Annotated in this window: 19 protein-coding genes; 12 read left to right on the forward strand and 7 right to left on the reverse strand. The window is 63.9% G+C overall.

Annotated features, from left to right (window positions below; all coding sequences use genetic code 11):
• Nucleotides 1-12: 12 nt before the first annotated feature.
• From hmuQ to NT26_RS12340, 4 genes are read left to right on the forward strand one after another with little or no spacing between them, the layout of a single operon-like run.
• Nucleotides 13-360: a heme-degrading protein HmuQ gene (gene hmuQ, locus NT26_RS12330; protein WP_052639104.1), complete on the forward strand. Its 348-nt coding sequence runs from the start codon at nt 13-15 to the stop codon at nt 358-360.
• A 7-nt stretch (nt 361-367) separates the two neighbouring features.
• Complete coding sequence (hutX, locus tag NT26_RS12335) at nt 368-892, forward strand: heme utilization cystosolic carrier protein HutX (RefSeq protein ID WP_052642131.1); 525 nt, start codon at nt 368-370, stop codon at nt 890-892.
• Nucleotides 893-940: 48 nt separating this feature from the next.
• Entirely contained in the window at nt 941-1,201 is a 261-nt protein-coding gene (locus tag NT26_RS23450; protein WP_321209353.1) for a GFA family protein, read from the forward strand.
• The gene (locus NT26_RS12340) at nt 1,086-1,343 is read left to right on the forward strand and encodes a GFA family protein (protein ID WP_280136214.1); all 258 of its coding nucleotides are present in this window, start codon (nt 1,086-1,088) and stop codon (nt 1,341-1,343) included. The genes NT26_RS23450 and NT26_RS12340 overlap by 116 nt, the downstream gene beginning before the upstream one ends.
• A 6-nt stretch (nt 1,344-1,349) precedes the next feature.
• On the opposite strand, the gene NT26_RS12345 is transcribed toward NT26_RS12340, so the two are convergent.
• From NT26_RS12345 to NT26_RS12355, 3 genes are all read right to left on the reverse strand, one after another.
• Nucleotides 1,350-1,580: a hypothetical protein gene (locus NT26_RS12345; RefSeq protein WP_052639105.1), complete on the reverse strand. Its 231-nt coding sequence runs from the start codon at nt 1,578-1,580 to the stop codon at nt 1,350-1,352.
• Between the two features lie 23 nt (nt 1,581-1,603).
• A complete protein-coding gene (locus NT26_RS12350) occupies nt 1,604-2,707 on the reverse strand; it encodes a flavodoxin family protein (protein ID WP_052642133.1) in 1,104 nt (367 codons plus the stop codon).
• Nucleotides 2,708-2,788: 81 nt separating this feature from the next.
• Nucleotides 2,789-2,974, reverse strand: a complete 186-nt coding sequence (locus tag NT26_RS12355; RefSeq protein ID WP_052639106.1) for a DUF3008 family protein — start codon at nt 2,972-2,974, stop codon at nt 2,789-2,791.
• A 126-nt stretch (nt 2,975-3,100) separates the two neighbouring features.
• Between NT26_RS12355 and NT26_RS12360 the strand changes: the two genes are divergently transcribed.
• From NT26_RS12360 to NT26_RS12375, 4 genes are all read left to right on the forward strand, one after another.
• Nucleotides 3,101-3,361: a hypothetical protein gene (locus NT26_RS12360; protein ID WP_052639107.1), complete on the forward strand. Its 261-nt coding sequence runs from the start codon at nt 3,101-3,103 to the stop codon at nt 3,359-3,361.
• A gap of 81 nt (nt 3,362-3,442) precedes the next feature.
• Nucleotides 3,443-4,243 (forward strand): nucleotidyltransferase family protein, encoded by an 801-nt coding sequence (locus tag NT26_RS12365; RefSeq protein ID WP_052642135.1) that lies wholly within the window; start codon nt 3,443-3,445, stop codon nt 4,241-4,243.
• Nucleotides 4,244-4,329: 86 nt separating this feature from the next.
• The gene (locus tag NT26_RS12370; protein ID WP_052642137.1) at nt 4,330-5,016 is read left to right on the forward strand and encodes a metallophosphoesterase family protein; all 687 of its coding nucleotides are present in this window, start codon (nt 4,330-4,332) and stop codon (nt 5,014-5,016) included.
• A gap of 51 nt (nt 5,017-5,067) precedes the next feature.
• Nucleotides 5,068-5,229 carry a hypothetical protein gene (locus tag NT26_RS12375; protein ID WP_156157143.1) on the forward strand — a complete coding sequence of 54 codons (162 nt, stop codon included), beginning with the start codon at nt 5,068-5,070 and terminating at the stop codon, nt 5,227-5,229.
• 9 nt (nt 5,230-5,238) lie between these two features.
• On the opposite strand, the gene lpdA is transcribed toward NT26_RS12375, so the two are convergent.
• From lpdA to NT26_RS12395, 4 genes are read right to left on the reverse strand one after another with little or no spacing between them, the layout of a single operon-like run.
• The gene (gene lpdA / locus NT26_RS12380) at nt 5,239-6,633 is read right to left on the reverse strand and encodes a dihydrolipoyl dehydrogenase (protein ID WP_052639109.1); all 1,395 of its coding nucleotides are present in this window, start codon (nt 6,631-6,633) and stop codon (nt 5,239-5,241) included.
• Between the two features lies 1 nt (nt 6,634).
• On the reverse strand, nt 6,635-7,921 hold the full coding sequence (locus NT26_RS12385; protein WP_052639110.1) for a dihydrolipoamide acetyltransferase family protein: 1,287 nt from the start codon (nt 7,919-7,921) through the stop codon (nt 6,635-6,637).
• Nucleotide 7,922: 1 nt separating this feature from the next.
• On the reverse strand, nt 7,923-8,936 hold the full coding sequence (locus tag NT26_RS12390) for an alpha-ketoacid dehydrogenase subunit beta (protein WP_052639111.1): 1,014 nt from the start codon (nt 8,934-8,936) through the stop codon (nt 7,923-7,925).
• A 3-nt stretch (nt 8,937-8,939) separates the two neighbouring features.
• Nucleotides 8,940-10,172 (reverse strand): 3-methyl-2-oxobutanoate dehydrogenase (2-methylpropanoyl-transferring) subunit alpha, encoded by a 1,233-nt coding sequence (locus tag NT26_RS12395; RefSeq protein ID WP_052639112.1) that lies wholly within the window; start codon nt 10,170-10,172, stop codon nt 8,940-8,942.
• A gap of 230 nt (nt 10,173-10,402) precedes the next feature.
• On the opposite strand from NT26_RS12395, the gene treZ reads away from it, so the two are divergent.
• The 4 genes from treZ (at nt 10,403) to NT26_RS12415 (ending at nt 16,762) form a co-directional block, all read left to right on the forward strand.
• Nucleotides 10,403-12,232, forward strand: coding sequence for a malto-oligosyltrehalose trehalohydrolase (treZ, locus tag NT26_RS12400; RefSeq protein ID WP_052639113.1), 1,830 nt, complete (start codon nt 10,403-10,405; stop codon nt 12,230-12,232).
• On the forward strand, nt 12,229-14,757 hold the full coding sequence (gene treY, locus NT26_RS12405) for a malto-oligosyltrehalose synthase (protein WP_052639114.1): 2,529 nt from the start codon (nt 12,229-12,231) through the stop codon (nt 14,755-14,757). Before treZ ends, treY begins: the two co-directional genes overlap by 4 nt.
• Before the next feature lie 407 nt (nt 14,758-15,164).
• Nucleotides 15,165-16,481, forward strand: a complete 1,317-nt coding sequence (locus NT26_RS12410) for an NAD(P)/FAD-dependent oxidoreductase (protein WP_052639115.1) — start codon at nt 15,165-15,167, stop codon at nt 16,479-16,481.
• Nucleotides 16,478-16,762 carry a hypothetical protein gene (locus NT26_RS12415; RefSeq protein ID WP_052639116.1) on the forward strand — a complete coding sequence of 95 codons (285 nt, stop codon included), beginning with the start codon at nt 16,478-16,480 and terminating at the stop codon, nt 16,760-16,762. Before NT26_RS12410 ends, NT26_RS12415 begins: the two co-directional genes overlap by 4 nt.
• The last annotated feature ends 1 nt before the right edge of the window (nt 16,763 follow it).

A 16,763-nucleotide genomic window follows, 5' to 3' on the forward strand; every position in this document is an offset into this window, starting at 1 on the left:
GGATCTTCGAGAATGTACATCGCGATGAACCGCTTCCGCGTCGTTCCAGGCTATGAAGAGGCTTTCGAGGCCATCTGGCGCGGCCGCGAAGGCCGCCTGGCCGAGATGCCGGGCTATATCGAATTCCACATGCTGAAGGGCCCGAAGGCGGAGGATCATACACTCTATGCATCCCACACCGTCTGGGAGAGCTTCGAACATTTCCAGGCCTGGACGAAGTCCGAGCAGTTCCGTGCAGCCCATGCCAAGGCCGGCGAGAATCGCGGCAAGGTGGAATACCTCTCCGGCCCCCACTTCGAAGGCTTCGAGGTCATCATCCACGAGGACCGCAGTGGCGCCCGCAAAGCCGATGCCGCGTGAGGGCGGCATGAGCGCACTCGCACAATCCTCTGACGATCGCCGCGAACGGGCGCTTGCAGCACTTGCGGAAAAGCCCGATGGCGTGGTGGAGGCTCTTGCCGCCAAGGCCGAGGTCACGCCCTCCGAGATTCTCGGCCTCCTGCCCGAAGGCGCGGCGGTCACCGTCGCCAAGGATGCATTCGCTGACATCTGGACCGACATGACCGGCTGGGGCAAGATTCTCCTGATCGTGCACACCGAGGATATCGTGCTGGAGGCGGAAGGCAGCCTGCCGCAGGGATCGGAGGGCCATGGCTGGTTCAACATCCACGGCGACAGCCCGATCGGCGGTCATATCCGTAAGGACAATTGCGCCGCGATCACCTTCGTCGACCGCCAGTTCCATGGACGCCGCTCCTGCTCCGTCTGGTTCATGAACGAGAAGGGCTCTGCCATGTTCAAGATCTTCGTCCGCCGCAACGAGCAGCGGGAATTGATCAGCGAGCAGTTGGCGCAGTTCGAGGCGCTGCGCGACCGATACGCCGGCGCCTGATTTTTCTTACCCGTGGAACATCCGGCACATGCCGGATGTTCGCGCGTCATGAGCGACAACGACTGGACCGGTGGATGTCTCTGCGGCAAGCGCCGCTATCGCTTCCGGCAAGCACCTTCCAACGCTGGCTACTGCCATTGCAGCATGTGCCGCCGGGCAACCGGCGGGCCTTTCGCCTTCCTGGTGAGGGTAGATGAGGCAGCGCTTGAATGGACCGCCCCCTCCAGCCGTCTATCGCTCCTCCCCGATTGCCGAGCGCAGCTTCTGTCCGGATTGCGGCAGCCCGCTTTTCCTCCGCTACGACGATGACAACAGGATCCGCCTTACGGGCGGCTCGCTCGATCATCCCGAACGCGTCAAGCCGCAGTACCACTACGGCGTCGAAAGCCGGCGTCCATGGATGGACTGCGGGCAAGGGCTTCCGGAGCAGGAAACGGAAGAGAGCTTCTGAGCCGCTTTAGATTGCGGGAACCCACTTCCAGAACACCCCCTCCTGCCTCTCGGGATAATACTTGAATTCGCATTCGAAGCGCCGGCCATACGCCTCCGCCGCCTTCAGCGCCTCCGCACTGACCGGATTCATGCCGGTTCCCGGCGCAAACCAGTCTTCCAGCAAATCATCCGGCACATACGTCCCTACCCGAAGCGGGAGGGCGGTCAATGTCCTGTCGAGTTCCTCGGGCGGCATGCGATCCTCCGGTGCTGATCTTGCTACTTCTGACGCGGCTGCTTCAGCTTCGCGCCGGGAACGACGAGCCTGCCTTCCCTCTTTGCCAGCATTGCCTCCACGAGGGTGCGCGCGGCATTGCGCACCTCCTCCTGCAGGGCCTCGTCCGCATCAAGCGCCTCGTGGCTGGTGGCATAGGGTTCCCAATAGCCAATATAGCGGTCAAGCTCCGCGAGGCTACCCGCCGGAAGGAGTTCCATTGACTGCATCCAGTCGCTCATGCTGCGCCGGACGTTTTCGGCGCCTTCGGCATCGCCATGTACGACCACCGAAAACAGCCGGTCTGCAAGGTGGCGGGGATAGTCCCAGCCCCGCATCTCCATCTGCTTGGCCTCCTTGGGGTGTTTGCCATGCGTACTCGTTGGATCGGGATTGCCGCCATCGGCACAGACCAGCCGGTCCATCATCAGCTTCAGCGGCGAGGTCGCTTGGTACCAGTGGACCGGCGTCACGATCATGATCCCATGCGCCTCCACCCACATCGGATATATATCGTTCATCCAGTCGTGGACCTGCCCGAGCGAGTAATTGGGATAGCAGGAGCACGGCCAGTGACAGAGCGCCGCAGCCGTAGAGAAACAGGCCTTGCACGGGTGGATCTGCCGGCCGTATTCCGATGTCAGCCGGCTGAGATCGAGTAGGTTGACCTCGACGCCCGGCTGCTGATGCAGCACGTCCCTTGCCACGTCTACCAAGCGGTAGCTCTTCGACATTTCGCCAGGACAGGTGTGCTCGCTTCGCGGTGATGAGTTGATCAGGAGAACACGCAGAGGGCTCTCTGCATCCTGATAACGTTGCTCGGCCAGCCTGATCGCTTCCTGCGCCGCCAGCCAGTCGACCGACAGATCGTAATCCGGATCGGCAAAGCCCGGACCGGCCTTGCGGGTTCTTGGGCTCTTGCGCGAATTGCAATAGCCGTCCCATGCGGCGTCGGCCACCTTCCGCAACTCGCTCGACAGCGGATCGAAAGCCGGGTCGCGGAACCGGGTGAGAAAGCGGCGGATGAATTCGTCCCGCTCCATACGGGGGCTTGGGGTGCCCGTGCGAGGCTCGAGGTCGTGGAGGGGCGTCGTCGGCGTTTCCGTCATGGAGGTCCCGCGGAAAGAGAGGCGTGCTGCAGGATTGCTGAACGCCCGCTCCACCCGCGGGTTCCGTATCGGATGGACGGGCTACTGCGAGGCGTGCTCTGGTTTTCCCTTCCGCTTGGTCGAAGCCATGTCGTGGAGTTCCTTCTCGCTCATCGACTTCTCCATGCTCTTCGATGCGCCCTTCAGTTCGCTCTTCTTGATGTCACCGCGCTTGGCGGCGAGCGCAGCACCCGCCGCCTTCTGCTGTGCCTGGGATTTTGCCGGCATGTCTGCCTCCTTCGGTTGCAACTGCAGGATTCAACCGGCGTCGGCGCGACTGGTTCCGCTTCCTGCAGGGAACCAAGCGGATTGGCTGCCGTTGGAAGGCGGCATAGCGATGAAAGGACCCCGGCCATGGACGCCAAGGACAAGATTGCCGACCAGAAGAATTCCTCCGCCCGCTTCGAACAGGAAGGCCGCGAGCGAGCGGAAGACGCCCTTCACGCCACGACCGACATGACCAGCCTCGACGCGGTCCGAGAGGCATCAAGGCTCGGGGGCGGTGATACCTATCTGGTCGAGAGCGATCTGGAGGAGCTCGAAGACCGTGAGGACATCGAGAACGACGACGGCAGCATCAGCGCGCTGGCTAATGCCGACAATCCGGAACGCTGAGCGGCTCTTCCAGCCAGGAACCCTCTGGAGAATGCAATGGACGCCGAAATCGCACCGCCTCCGGAGCGGGCCAAGCGAGACATGATCGACACGATGCCGCATATCGAGGCGAAGGCGGCACCGACGCTGGTCGATGCTGAGGCCGAGGCGTTCGTCAGCGAAGCCCTTGAGGAACTGACGCGGGCCGATATCCCCTTCCTGCTCGCCGGCACCTATGCCGTAAGCGCCTATACGGGGATTTCGCGACCGACGAAGGACCTCGACATCTTCTGCCGCGCCGGCGACTACGCCCGCATCCTCGCCCACTTCAAGGCGAAGGGCTACGACATCGAGGTTGAGGACGACCGCTGGCTGGGCAAGGTGATCAGGGGGAAGCACTTCTTCGACGTCATATTCGCGGGCTCCAACGGCACCATGCCGATCGGCGATGCCTGGTTCGACAATGCCCGCCAGATCGACATGAACGGCCGTCCGGTGAGGATCGTCGCCCCGACGGAACTCATCTGGTCGAAGTGTTTCGTGCAGCTTCGCCACCGGTACGATGGCGGTGACGTGGTGCATATCATCCTGCGCGCCCACGACCAGATCGACTGGCAACGGCTGCTGAACCATATGGAAGTCCACTGGGAGGTGCTCCTGATCCACCTCCTGAACTTCAGGTGGATCTATCCGACCGAGCGCGACAAGGTGCCTGACTGGCTGCTCGACGAACTACTCGATCGTCTGCAGGCGCAGCGCCAGTTGCCCCTGCCGCAGATGAAGGTCTGCCGCGGCCGCATGTTCAGTCGGGTGGATTTCGAAATCGACGTCAAGGAATGGGGGTTTGCCGACGTCGGCGGCGAAGGCGAATGGCGCGAAGGCGTAAACGAGGAACCGGCATAAGGAGGTCTGGGGTGGCAAAGACGACGATCGAGGACGCGGCGGCGAAGACGCCGCAGAGGGGCAACAGCAAGCAGAAGATCGCCGCGATGGGCGACCTGCACGTTAAGGAAAATGGCGGCACTTCCTACAAGGAATTGTTTACCGAGATCTCGCAGGCTGCCGACATCCTCGTCCTGACCGGCGACCTGACCGACCTTGGCAAGCCGAAGGAGGCCGAACTGCTGGCGGCGGACATGCGCTCCTGCTCCATCCCGATCGTCGCCGTACTCGGCAACCACGACTACGAATGCGGGCATGTCGAGGAGGTAAAATCGATCATCAAGGATGCCGGGGTACAGCTGCTCGAGGGACAGGCGGTGGAAATCAACGGTGTCGGCTTTGCCGGCGTGAAGGGTTTCGCCGGCGGCTTCGGCCGGTACATGCTGGGTTCCTTCGGCGAGCCGGCGATCAAGGCCATGGTGGCCGAAAGCGTCGAGGAGACCATGCGGCTGGAGAACGCACTGCGACAGGTCCGCTCCGAGCGCGCCATGGTGGTGCTGCACTACGCCCCCATCCCCGAGACGGTTGTCGGCGAGCCACAGGAAATCTATCCCTTCCTCGGATCTTCGCGCCTCGCGGAAACCATCGATCGCTTCCCGGTCTCCGCCGTCGTCCATGGCCATGCCCATCGCGGCACCTACGAAGGCAGGACGCCGGGCGGCGCACCCGTCTACAACGTCGCCTCCCACATCGAAAAGCCGACCGGTCGCCCCTATGCGCTGCTGGAACTCTAGGAACAAGCCGGCGTGCCGGCGGTTCGGATGGCAAGGAAGGAGACCGTCACCATGACAGACCCGAAGAACCACCCGGAGCAGGACCCCGCGGAAGGATCCCGCGAGACCATCGATCGCGAACTGGCGCGTCAGGACAGCAAGGACCGGAACGCAGAACAGGAGAAGACGAGCCGCGAGTCCGGCACGAGGGGCAGCCCGGCACCGGGACCTTGAACGCAGGCTCTAGATATGCAGGGCGTGCCCGAGCGCCTTTAGCGAGGCCTCCGCAAATGCCTCCGACTGGGTCGGATGGGCGTGGATCGTTCCGGCGATATCCTCCAGTCGCGCGCCCATCTCGAGCGCCAGCGCAAAGGCGGCGGAGAGTTCTGATACCCCGGCCCCGACAGCCTGGATGCCAAGGACCAGGTGGTTGTCGGCCCGCGCGACGACCCGCACGAAGCCGTCTTCCGATGCCAGCGTCATCGCTCGGCCATTCGCCGTGAACGGAAATTGGCCGACCTTCGTCTCGTGGCCCGCTCGCCGCGCTTCTTCCGAGGCAAGCCCCACCGAGACAATTTCGGGGTCCGTGAAGCACACCGCGGGGATCGCCACCCTCTCCCAGCTACGTCGTTTGCCGGCAACGATTTCCGCCACCATCTCGCCCTGCGCCATCGCCCGGTGCGCCAGCATGGGCTCGCCCGTGACGTCGCCGATCGCGTAGATCCCGCGCATGGAGGTCCGGCACTGGCCGTCGATCCGGATGAAGCGGCCCTCCATGTCGAGTTCAAGCTCCTCCCGACCCCAGCCTTCCGTGACCGGACGGCGTCCGACGGTAACGAGGATCTTGTCGGCAATAATGCGCCGCTCGCCACCACTGTGCTCCACCACGAGACCGTCGCCATCCGGGGAGAGCGCCTTGACCGACGTCGTCGTCAGCACCTCGATCCCGAGCGCCGCCATCCGCTTGGCAACCGGCTGTGTCAGCGCAGAGTCGTACAGTGGCAGTATGCGTTCCTGCGCCTCCACGATGGTGACCTTTGATCCCAGCTTGGCAAAGGCGGTGCCGAGCTCCAGACCGATATAGCCAGCACCGACGACGGCGAGGCTCTTCGGCACCTCCCTCAACGACAGCGCCTCGGTCGATGAGATCACATTGCCGCCGAAGGGCAGCGCCGGCAGTTCCACCGGCGACGATCCGGTGGCGATGACGACATTCTCGCAGCGGACGACCTGCAGGCCTGTCTCCGTTTCCACCTCTACCGTCTTGCCGTCGCGGAAGCGCGCCCGGCCGACAAGTGCCTTCACGCCCGCCTTCTTCAGGAGGTTGACGACCCCCATAGACAGGCGTCCGGTAATGCCGTCCTTCCAGGCAATCGTCTTGCCGAAATCGATGGCCGGATCGGCAGCGCCTATCCCCATCGGGTTTCGCCCCGCCGCCATGCCGACCGCGGCGGCGAACTCGTCTGCCGCATGGATGATGGCCTTGGAGGGAATGCAGCCGACATTGAGGCAGGTGCCGCCGGCTTTCGTCATCTCGACGATCATCGTGTCGATGCCGAGCTGTCCGGCCCGGATGGCGCAGACATAGCCGCCGGGACCGGCACCGATGACGAGAAGCTTGCAGGTGATGTCCTTCATCTCATCCCTCGACGAATATCATGGCCGGCGCCTCCAGCAGCGCCTTGAGGCGTTGCACGAAAGTGGCGGCGTCCCAGCCGTCGATCACGCGGTGGTCGAAGCTGGAGGACAGGTTCATCATCTTGCGCGGCACGAACTGGGTGCCGTCCCACTGCGGGCGCATTGCGATCTTGTTGACGCCGATGACCGCCACTTCCGGATGGTTGATCACCGGCGTGGAGACGATGCCGCCCATGGCACCCAGCGAGCTGATGGTGATGGTGGAACCGGTCAGTTCCTCCCGCTGCGCCGTGCCGTTACGGGCGGCCTCGCTTAGCCGCGCAACCTCGCGGGCGCAGCCGAAGAGGTCGCGCGCTTCCGCATGCTTGACCACGGGCACGACCAGTCCCGCCGGCGTCTGCGCCGCAATACCGATATGGACGCCGCCATGCTGGCGGATGATCCCCGCGTCGTCGTCATAGAGCGAATTGACCATGGGTTGCTCCGCCACCGCCCTGACGATCGCCCGCATCAGGAAAGGCAGGATCGTCAGCTTCGGGCGTCCAGGCTTCTGGTCGGCGTTGAGGCGGGCCCGCAGCTCTTCCAGCGCCGTCATGTCGACCTCCTCCACATAGGTAATGTGTGGGATGCGCGACTTCGACAGCGCCATGCGCTCGGCAATGCGGCGGCGCAACCCGACGACCTTGATCTCCGTGATGGCCTTGTTTGGCTGCAGACCGCCCCTGACCGGAGCGGCACTTCCCTGCTGGAGAAAGGCATCCAGATCGTCGTGGGTGATGCGCCCCGCGGGTCCGCTGCCGGATAGCTGCCGCAGGTCGATACCTGCCTCCTTCGCCTTGAGGCGCACGGCCGGCGAGGCGAGCGGCTTTTCGCCCTGCGCCCGCGGCGGACCGCTGCTGGGTGTCGATTGAGGCGTCGGAGATTTCTGTTCCGGCTGCCGCGCAGGCTCCGAGACATCTGCCGGCACAATCGAAGCAGGCTTCTCGTCGGCAACGGCGGGTTCTTCAGGAGGAGCCGCTTCCGCTGCCTCTTCGTCGCCGCCCTCGCCTGCGACCTTGATCTTGAGGATGACGGTGCCCGTAGCGATCACGTCCCCGACTTCACCGCCCCGCCAGACGACCTCGCCCTCCACGGGCGACGGAATCTCGACGGTCGCCTTGCCGGTCATCACTGCGGCGAGCACCATGTCCTCGCGGACCGGATCACCCACATTGACATGCCACTCCACCAGTTCGGCCTCGGCAACGCCTTCGCCGACATCCGGAAGCTTGATCGACTGAATTCCCATCCTACGCCTCCATCAGGTCGCGAAGCGCTTCGCCGAGCCGCGCCGGGCCCGGGAAGTAGTCCCATTCCTGAGCATGCGGATAAGGCGTATCCCAGCCGGCCACGCGCGCGATCGGCGCCTCGAGATGGTAGAAGCAGTGCTCCTGCACCAGGGCCACGAGTTCGGCGCCGTAGCCGGATGTCAGCGTCGCTTCGTGCACAACCATGCAGCGGCCGGTCTTCTTCACCGACTGCAGGATCGTCTCCAGGTCGAGCGGAACCAGCGTCCGCAGATCGATGATCTCGGCGTCGATGCCGGTCTCCTCCGCCGTCGCCTCGGCGACATGAACCATGGTGCCATAGGCGAGAATGGTGGCGGCCGAACCTTCGCGTCGCACCACCGCCTTGCCGAGCGGCACCGAGAAATAATCCTCCGGCACCTCACCGAGCCTGTGACCGGCCCAGGAGGTCACCGGCCGCTCGTGATGACCGTCGAAGGGTCCGTTGTAGAGACGCTTCGGCTCCAGGAAAATCACCGGGTCGGGGTTTTCGATCGCCGAGATCAGCAGGCCTTTCGCGTCATACGGATTGGACGGCACGACGACCTGCAGGCCGCAGACATGCGTGAACAGCGCCTCCGGGCTCTGGCTATGCGTCTGGCCGCCGAAGATGCCGCCGCCGGTCGGCATGCGCACCACCATCGGGCAGGTGAAGTCGCCGTTGGAGCGGTATCGCAGGCGCGCCGCTTCCTGGGTCAACTGGTCGTAGGCCGGGTACATGTAGTCGGCAAACTGGATCTCGATGCAGGGCTTCAGCCCATAGGCCGCCATGCCGATCGCCGTGCCAACAATGCCGGACTCCGAGATCGGCGCATCGAAGCAGCGGGTCTTGCCGTACTTCTGCTGGAGCCCCTGCGTGCAGCGGAAGACGCCGCCGAAATAGCCGACATCCTCGCCATAGACCACCACGTCCGCGTCGCGCCCCATCGCAACGTCCATGGCGCTGCGGATTGCCTCGATCATCGTCATGCGTGCCATGGCTCAGACCCCCGCCTTCTGGCGCTGACGCCTCAGATGAGCCGGCATCTCCGCATAGACGCCCTCGAACATGTCGCGCATCGACGGCCTACCGCCTGAATGCAGCGTCCCGTGCCGTTCCGCCTCCTTCTGGGCGGTGACGACGGTGTCGCGGATCTCCGCCTCCATTTGGGTGTGGCGTTCCTCGCTCCAGGCGCCGATGCGGATGAGGTGGTTCTTCAGCCGGATGACGGGATCGCCGAGGGGCCAGACTTCCGATTCCTCCTTCGGCCGATAGGCGGACGGATCATCGGAGGTCGAGTGGGCGCCGACGCGGTAGGTGACATACTCGACAAGGGTCGGGCCGATATTGCGTCTGGCCCGTTCCGCCGCCCATTTCGCCACCGCATGGACGGCGAGGTAGTCATTTCCGTCGACCCGGAGCGACGGCAGGCCGAAACCGAGGCCGCGGGCGGCGAAGGTTCCCGAGCCGCCGCGGGCGATCCCCTGGAAGGTCGAGATGGCCCACTGGTTGTTGACAACGTTGAGGATGACGGGCGCCCGGTAGGTCGATGCGAAGACAAGCGCCGCATGGAAATCCGATTCCGCGGTGGAACCGTCGCCGATCCAGGCCGCGGCGATTTTGGTGTCGTTCTTGATCGCGGAGGCCATGGCCCAGCCCACCGCCTGTACATATTGCGTGGCGAGGTTGCCGGAGATCGAGAAAAAGCCGTGCTCCTTGGAGGAATACATAACCGGCAACTGACGTCCCTTCAGCGGATCGGCATCGTTCGAGTAGATCTGGTTCATCATGTCGACCAGCGGATAGTCGCCGGCGATCAGGAGGCCCGCCTGCCTGTAGGTTGGGAAGTTCATGTCTCCGGGCTGCAGCGCGCGCCGGAAAGCGCAGGAGACCGCCTCCTCCCCGAGATGCTGCATATAAAAGGAGGTCTTGCCCTGACGCTGCGCCATCAGCATGCGCTGGTCGAAGGCGCGAAGCACCATCATGTGCTTCAGCCCGTCCATCAGTTCCTCGGTCGTCAGGGTTCCGGCCCAGGGGCCGACCGCCTCGCCCTCGCGGTTGAGGACTCGGATGATGGAAAAGGCAAGGTCGCGGATACTCTCAGGGTCGGCATCGACCTCAGGCCGCCGCACGGAGCCCGCCTTGGGAATGGTGACATGGGAAAAGTCAGGCTTGTTGCCCGGCCGCACTTCCGGTTCCGGCACATGCAGACTGAGCCTTGGGGCTTCGGTCATTCTCGCTTCTCCTCCCTGAGAACCGATTGTGAGGCTCGTTTCCTCCTCGAAACAAAACCTCCCGATAATCTAGGGCCGACAGGCTGGTTGAGCAATTTTATTGCGTGACGCTAAACTGCGAATTGTATTGCGGACCGGCAATTTTCTTGCGGCTTCCGCGACGCCTGCGACAGGAGCGGAACCCGGGGCCATTTCGCCCGTTTGGCGCACTCTCTCTCAAGGGGTAATACATGACTTCCGCCATCCAAGCAGCTGACGAGTTCCATGCCTTTCCCCGCACATGGGGTGCCGAGTACACCGCCGTCGGTGAAGTGCGTTTCCGTTTATGGGCCCCTGGCCAGGAGCAGATCGCGCTCCGCCTCAACGGCAGCGAGACGCCGATGACGCGGGATGCCGATGGCTGGTTCGAGCTTCTGGCCGTCGGTGTCTCCGCCGGAAGCGAGTATTCCTATGTGCTGGCGGATGGCACCGCCCTGCCGGATCCTGCCTCGCGCAGCCAGAAGGATGACGTCAACGGGCCTTCGCTGGTCATCGACCCGACCTCCTACGAGTGGCGGAACGCCGAGTGGCGCGGTCGCCCATGGGAGGAGGCCGTGATCTACGAAATGCATGTCGGCACCTTCACCGAGGAAGGGACATTCCGCGCCGCGATCGAGAAGCTGCCGCACCTCGTGGAACTCGGCATTACCGCAGTCGAGGTCATGCCCGTCGCCCATTTCGGCGGCAATCGCGGCTGGGGCTACGACGGCGTGCTGCTCTATGCCCCGCACAGTGCCTATGGCGCGCCGGAGGCCTTCAAGGCCTTCATCGATGCCGCTCACGGCCACGGCCTGATGGTGCTGCTGGATGTCGTCTACAACCACTTCGGCCCGGAAGGGAACTACCTGCCGCTCCTCGCACCCGAGTTCTTCCACCCCGACAAGCACACCCCCTGGGGTGCTGCGATCGCCTACGAACTGCAGCCGGTCCGGCGCTTCTTCGTCGAGAACGCGCTCTACTGGCTGCATGAGTTCCAGCTCGACGGGTTGCGGTTCGATGCCATCGACCAGATCGGGGACGAGGAGTCGGACCAGCACATACTCCTGGAGATGGCCGAACGGATTCGCCGCGAGTTCCCGGACCGCCACATCCACCTGACGACCGAGGACTCCCGCAACGTCACCTTCCTGCACGAGCGAGGCGAAGACGGCAGCGTGCCCCGCTTCACCGGCGAATGGAACGACGACTTCCACAACGCTATCCACGTCTACGCAACCGGCGAGACCGACGGTTACTACAAGGACTTCGCCGTGGAGACCGAGCGACTTGTTGCCCGCACGCTTGCGGAAGGCTTCGCCTATCAGGGCGAGGTCTCGCAGCATTCTGGCGAGGCGCGTGGCATCACGAGTACCGCCCAACCACCCGTCGCCTTCGTCGACTTCATCCAGAACCACGACCAGGTCGGCAACCGCGCCTTCGGCGAGCGGCTGCTCACCCTGGCCGGCCCGGAGAAGACGAAGGCCCTACTTTCGGCTCTCCTGCTGTCACCGCATATCCCGCTCCTCTTCATGGGCGAGGAATTCGGCGAAACCCGGCCCTTCCTGTTCTTCACCGACTTCCATGGCGATCTGGCCAAGGCAGTGCGCGAGGGACGGCGGAAGGAATTCGAGGGTCATGCCGGGCACGGCAAGGAGGATGAGGAGATTCCCGACCCCAATGCGGAAGCAACGTTCACGGACTGCAAGATCGACTGGCGCAAGCCGGCCTCGCCGGATGGGGTCGAATGGATGAACCTGACCCGCGACCTGCTGGCGCTCCGCCGCGAGGTGATCGTGCCTATGCTGGGATCAGCGCGGGCAGCAGGCGGTCGCGTTCTGAAGGCAGAGGATGGACTGGTCGCGGTCGCGTGGGACTTCCCCAAGGGAGAGATCGGCATGGCGATCAACCTCGGCGACAAGCCAAAGCCGCTGCCGGAGCTCCCGGGCGAACACGTCCATCGCCTGCCTGCGGATGCGGGCGCGGGCGGCGAGCTTGGTCCCGCCAGCATCGTGGTCACCATCAGGGCCGGAGAGCGAGGATGACGATCCCGACCTCCACCTACAGGCTTCAGTTCCGCAATGGCATGACCTTCGATCGCGCGGCTGGTCTGGTGCCTTACCTCCAGCGGCTCGGCATAAGCCATCTTTACGCCTCGCCGATCTTCTCCGCCACCAGCGGCTCCACCCATGGCTACGACGTGACCGATGCCAACGAATTTGACCCTGTGCTCGGGGGTCGCGACGGCTTCCTGAGGATGTCCGATGCCCTGCGGGAGCATGGCCTCGGGCTGATCCTCGACATCGTGCCGAACCACATGGCCGCCTCGCTCGAGAACCCATGGTGGCGCGACGTGGTGGAGCACGGGCAAGAGAGCCGCTACGCCCGCTATTTCGACATCGACTGGAGCCGCAGGCTGACCCTGCCCTTTCTCGGCGACACATTCGAGGAGGTGTTGGCGAAGGGCGACCTCTCGGTGAAGGCAGATCCGCAAACCGGCAAGCCGGCGATCGCCTATTACGAGAGCTTTTATCCCCTCACCCCCTCCTCCTATGAAGGACGGGAGCGAGAGGTCCTGGAAGCCACGAGGCCGGATCAGATCGCGGCACTTCACGACCACCAACCCTGGCGGCTGATGTCCTGGCGGGACGCTCCGCGCGACCTGAGCTATCGGCGCTTCTTCGAGATCACCGGTCTGGTCGGGCTGCGGGTGGAGGATCCCCATGTCTTCGAGGCAGCGCACCGGACGGTGCTCGATCTGGTTCGGGAGGGCCGCGTGGATGGCCTGCGAATCGACCATGTCGACGGCCTCGCCGATCCGAAGGGGTATCTCGACCGGCTGCGGGCAGCGGTCGGGCCGGACGTCTACATCGTCATCGAAAAGATCCTCGGGGAAGGCGAGCAGATTCCGCAGGACTGGCCGGTTTCCGGTACCACCGGCTACGAATTCATCACGGCGCTGGGCAACGTCCTCGTGGACGGCAGCACGCATGAAGCGCTGACGGCAGCCTACCGGAGCGTGGCCGGCGACGTTGCGACACCAGAAGATGCGTTGCGCGACGCCAAATTATCCATGGCCAACAACAACTTCGAAGGCGAAGTCGCAACGCTTCTGAAGCTTGCTCTGAAACTGCACGAAGCAGAGGACGCCACGGCCATTCCATCCGAGGCGATGCATGAGGCCCTTCGGGAACTGCTGGTCGCCTTTCCCGTCTACCGCACCTATGGGACGACGGACGGCATGCCCGCCGAAGGAAAGGCGCTTCTGGATCGCGTTGTCGGCGACGTCAGAGGCGGCAGCCACGCACCTGACGATCAGGCCCTCGCCTTCCTGCATCGCCTGCTTGCAGGAACCGAGGGCGACGACAGTGACGAGGCGCGCCTCTTCCGTACCCGCTTTCAGCAGCTTACCGGGCCGCTGATGGCAAAGTCGCTGGAGGATACGCTCTTCTTCCGCAATCACCGCCTTCTGGCGCTGAATGAAGTCGGCAGCGAAGCCGATCCGCACCCGGCATCCCTCGCCCGTTTTCACGTGGAGATGAAGACTAGGCTGCAGCATCAGCCGGATGCCCTGTCGGGCACGTCTACCCATGACACGAAGCGGGGCGAGGACGCCCGCGCCCGCCTCTATGCCATCAGCGAGGCTCCCGATCACTGGGCGGAGTCCGTGAACCGCTGGCGCGAGATGAATCGGGCTGCAATCAGGGCGCTGCCCGGTGGGCCGGCACCCGAGCCGGCAACCGAATGGATGTTCTACCAGGCGCTCGCTGGCGTCTGGCCGACCGATCTTGCGTCGGATGACACAGACGGGTTGAAGGCACTGGAGGAGCGCTTTCTGCAATATGTCGAGAAAGCCCTGCGAGAAGCCAAGCAACGAACGACGTGGGGCGATCCGGACGAGGCTTACGAGGGAGCGGTTCGCGCCTATGCAAGCCACCTGCTTTCGTCGAAAAATCGATCCTTCCTGGAAGACTACCGGGCAACGCTCGAACCTTTCGTCAGAGCTGGCCTCGTCAACGGCGTCACGCAGACGCTCATCAAGCTCGTGGCACCCGGAGTACCAGACATCTACCAGGGCAGCGAGCGGCTGGACCTGAGCCTGGTCGATCCCGACAACCGGCGGGAGCCGGACTTCGACACCCTCACGACCGGACTTGCGGAAGGCAGGCTTCCCACGGAAGAGGAGGATTGGCGATCAGGGCGGCTCAAGCAGCAGATCGTCCGCCGCGTCCTTCACCTGCGCCGCAACCACCCGCTCCTGTTCCGCACCGGCGACTACCTGCCGCTGGCGCCTGCGGGCAAGCGGGCAGAGCACCTTGTCTCCTTCGCCCGGCAAACCGAAGACAAGTCACTTATTCTGATCGCGCCCCGTCTTGTGCTGGGCGCATTCCGGGAAGGGGATCGACCACTGTCGGACCGGTGGCAGGAAACGCTGCTGCCACTGCCAGGCTCAGTCGGCGGTCGCGCCTATCGGGACGTCTTTACGGGTCGGCGGTTCGATCCTGCCGAAAGCCTGCCAATCGCCTGGGCATTCGTCGACCATCCGTTTGCGCTGCTTCTCTCGGCATGAGGCATAAACCCACGAAAAAGGGCGCCGATCGCGAGATCGGCGCCCTTTTTCGTGTTTCGGGTCTAATCCGCTCTCAGCCGAGGCCGATAAAGGACAGGATGGCGAGAACGATAACGACCGCTCCGACAAGCCAAACAATGCTGTTCATGTCTCTCTCCTTGTTGATCAGATCTCTGGGGAAGTGGGGGATCAGGCGAAGCCGACGAGGTTGAGAATGGCGATGACGATCACGACGGCGCCCACCAACCACACGATGCTGTACATAGCGTTCTCCTTTGTTTCTTGGGGAAGGGAACGGCGGCTCGTGGAAAAGGTTCCGTCTGTCCAATGACCCTGGAACATTTTGGCGACAGGCGATGTTGACTTTCGCCAGGGCAAGGAACCAGCGTCAACGAGGGGATCAGCACGTGCTTCAAGCAACGGATCAGAATACTCCGGCGGCCAGGCGTCACGTCGTGATCGTCGGTGGTGGCTTCGGCGGTCTGGCCTGCGCCCGCGAGCTCGGCAACTCCGACATCGAGGTCACCGTCATCGACCGGCGCAACCACAACCTGTTCCAGCCATTGCTCTATCAGGTGGCGACCGCCGCCCTGTCGCCCGCCGATATTTCCGAACCGATCCGCAGGACGCTGGGGCGCTACCGCAACATCCGGGTGCTGCTGGGAGAAGTCACCGGTCTGGACCTTCTGGCCAAGTGTATCCTGCTCGATGAGGGCGAGCCTGTCCACTATGACATCCTCGTCCTCGCCACCGGCTCAGAGTACAACTATTTCGGCCACGAGGACTGGCGTGCCTGGGCGCCCGGCCTGAAGACCATCCACGAGGCACGCCTGATCCGCCAGCGACTGCTTCTGGCCTTCGAGAAGGCGGAACTCTCGACCGATTCCGAGGAAAAACAGGCGCTACTGACCAGCGTCGTGATCGGCGGCGGACCCACCGGCGTAGAGATGGCGGGCGCCATCGCCGAACTCGGGCATTTCATGATTTCTCGCGATTTCCGCCGGCTGCAGCCGGAGCATTTCCGGGTCATCCTGGTCGAAGCCGGCCCCCGCATTCTCTCCGCCTTCCCCGAGGAACTGGCGGACTATGCGCGCAAGGAATTGGAGAAGGCGGGCGTCGAGGTACTCACGAACCTGCCGGTGGAGTCGATCAGCAAAGAGGTTGTCGTTGCAGGCGGCCGATCCATCAGGACCGGCAGCGTCATATGGGGTGCCGGCGTCAAGGCATCGCCTGCCGCCTTATGGCTCGGGATCGAAGGAAAGGCCGGGGGTCGGATTCCCGTCAACCCGGACCTGAGCGTCACAGGCCACCCCGACGTCTACTCTGTGGGCGACACCGCGCTCGGCCTCGCGGAAGACGGCAAGCCCCTCCCCGCACTGGCGCAGGTCGCCAAGCAGCAGGGCGAATACCTCGGGAAGGCGCTGCGTCTGCGCCTGACGCAGGGCCGGCAGCCCGAACCCTTCAGGTTCAACGAGCGGGGCAACACCGCCGTCATCGGCCGAAACGCCGCCATCTTCGACTTCGGGAAACGGCGCCTCAAGGGGCGGTTCGCCTGGTTCCTCTGGGCGATCGTGCACGTCTACCTGCTGGTCAACTTCGAAAAACGGCTGCTCGTCAGCATCCAGTGGATATGGCGCTACGCCACAAGGCAACGCGGTGCCCGCATCATCGACGAGAATGCCGCCGCGGCAGTTCCCGCATCGACGGAAAGGACAGAGACATGAACACCGCCAATCCTCAACTCGAGGGCCTCTATCTTGCCATTGGGGCCATCAACAGTCTCTTGGTCAGCAAGGGGATCGTCAGCCATGAGGAAGTTGAGCAGGCACTGCAGGCCGCTGAGCAGACCGTGCTCGACGACAGCAAGCCGCTAACTGTCTCGCAGTCGCATCAGAAGGCGGTGGCGTTCCCGATCCGGATCCTGCTTCTCGCCAACGAGGCCGCGCAACGGGGCGAGAGCTTCGACTTCGAGGACCTTGCACGCGAGGTCGGGCGCCGTACGTGAA

Source organism: Pseudorhizobium banfieldiae, assembly GCF_000967425.1.
GTDB lineage: Bacteria > Pseudomonadota > Alphaproteobacteria > Rhizobiales > Rhizobiaceae > Neorhizobium > Neorhizobium banfieldiae.

Coding starts and splice junctions, on each gene's coding strand:
- NT26_RS23450 (WP_321209353.1), top strand. CDS start 941: ATGAGCGACAACGACTGGACCGGTGGATGTCTCTGCGGCAAGCGCCGC.
- NT26_RS12365 (WP_052642135.1), top strand. CDS start 3,443: ATGATCGACACGATGCCGCATATCGAGGCGAAGGCGGCACCGACGCTG.
- NT26_RS12350 (WP_052642133.1), bottom strand. CDS start 2,707: ATGACGGAAACGCCGACGACGCCCCTCCACGACCTCGAGCCTCGCACG.
- hutX (WP_052642131.1), top strand. CDS start 368: ATGAGCGCACTCGCACAATCCTCTGACGATCGCCGCGAACGGGCGCTT.
- NT26_RS12345 (WP_052639105.1), bottom strand. CDS start 1,580: ATGCCGCCCGAGGAACTCGACAGGACATTGACCGCCCTCCCGCTTCGG.
- NT26_RS12375 (WP_156157143.1), top strand. CDS start 5,068: ATGACAGACCCGAAGAACCACCCGGAGCAGGACCCCGCGGAAGGATCC.
- hmuQ (WP_052639104.1), top strand. CDS start 13: ATGTACATCGCGATGAACCGCTTCCGCGTCGTTCCAGGCTATGAAGAG.
- NT26_RS12360 (WP_052639107.1), top strand. CDS start 3,101: ATGGACGCCAAGGACAAGATTGCCGACCAGAAGAATTCCTCCGCCCGC.
- treZ (WP_052639113.1), top strand. CDS start 10,403: ATGACTTCCGCCATCCAAGCAGCTGACGAGTTCCATGCCTTTCCCCGC.
- NT26_RS12395 (WP_052639112.1), bottom strand. CDS start 10,172: ATGACCGAAGCCCCAAGGCTCAGTCTGCATGTGCCGGAACCGGAAGTG.
- treY (WP_052639114.1), top strand. CDS start 12,229: ATGACGATCCCGACCTCCACCTACAGGCTTCAGTTCCGCAATGGCATG.
- NT26_RS12385 (WP_052639110.1), bottom strand. CDS start 7,921: ATGGGAATTCAGTCGATCAAGCTTCCGGATGTCGGCGAAGGCGTTGCC.
- NT26_RS12340 (WP_280136214.1), top strand. CDS start 1,086: ATGAGGCAGCGCTTGAATGGACCGCCCCCTCCAGCCGTCTATCGCTCC.
- lpdA (WP_052639109.1), bottom strand. CDS start 6,633: ATGAAGGACATCACCTGCAAGCTTCTCGTCATCGGTGCCGGTCCCGGC.
- NT26_RS12370 (WP_052642137.1), top strand. CDS start 4,330: ATGGGCGACCTGCACGTTAAGGAAAATGGCGGCACTTCCTACAAGGAA.
- NT26_RS12390 (WP_052639111.1), bottom strand. CDS start 8,936: ATGGCACGCATGACGATGATCGAGGCAATCCGCAGCGCCATGGACGTT.
- NT26_RS12415 (WP_052639116.1), top strand. CDS start 16,478: ATGAACACCGCCAATCCTCAACTCGAGGGCCTCTATCTTGCCATTGGG.
- NT26_RS12355 (WP_052639106.1), bottom strand. CDS start 2,974: ATGCCGGCAAAATCCCAGGCACAGCAGAAGGCGGCGGGTGCTGCGCTC.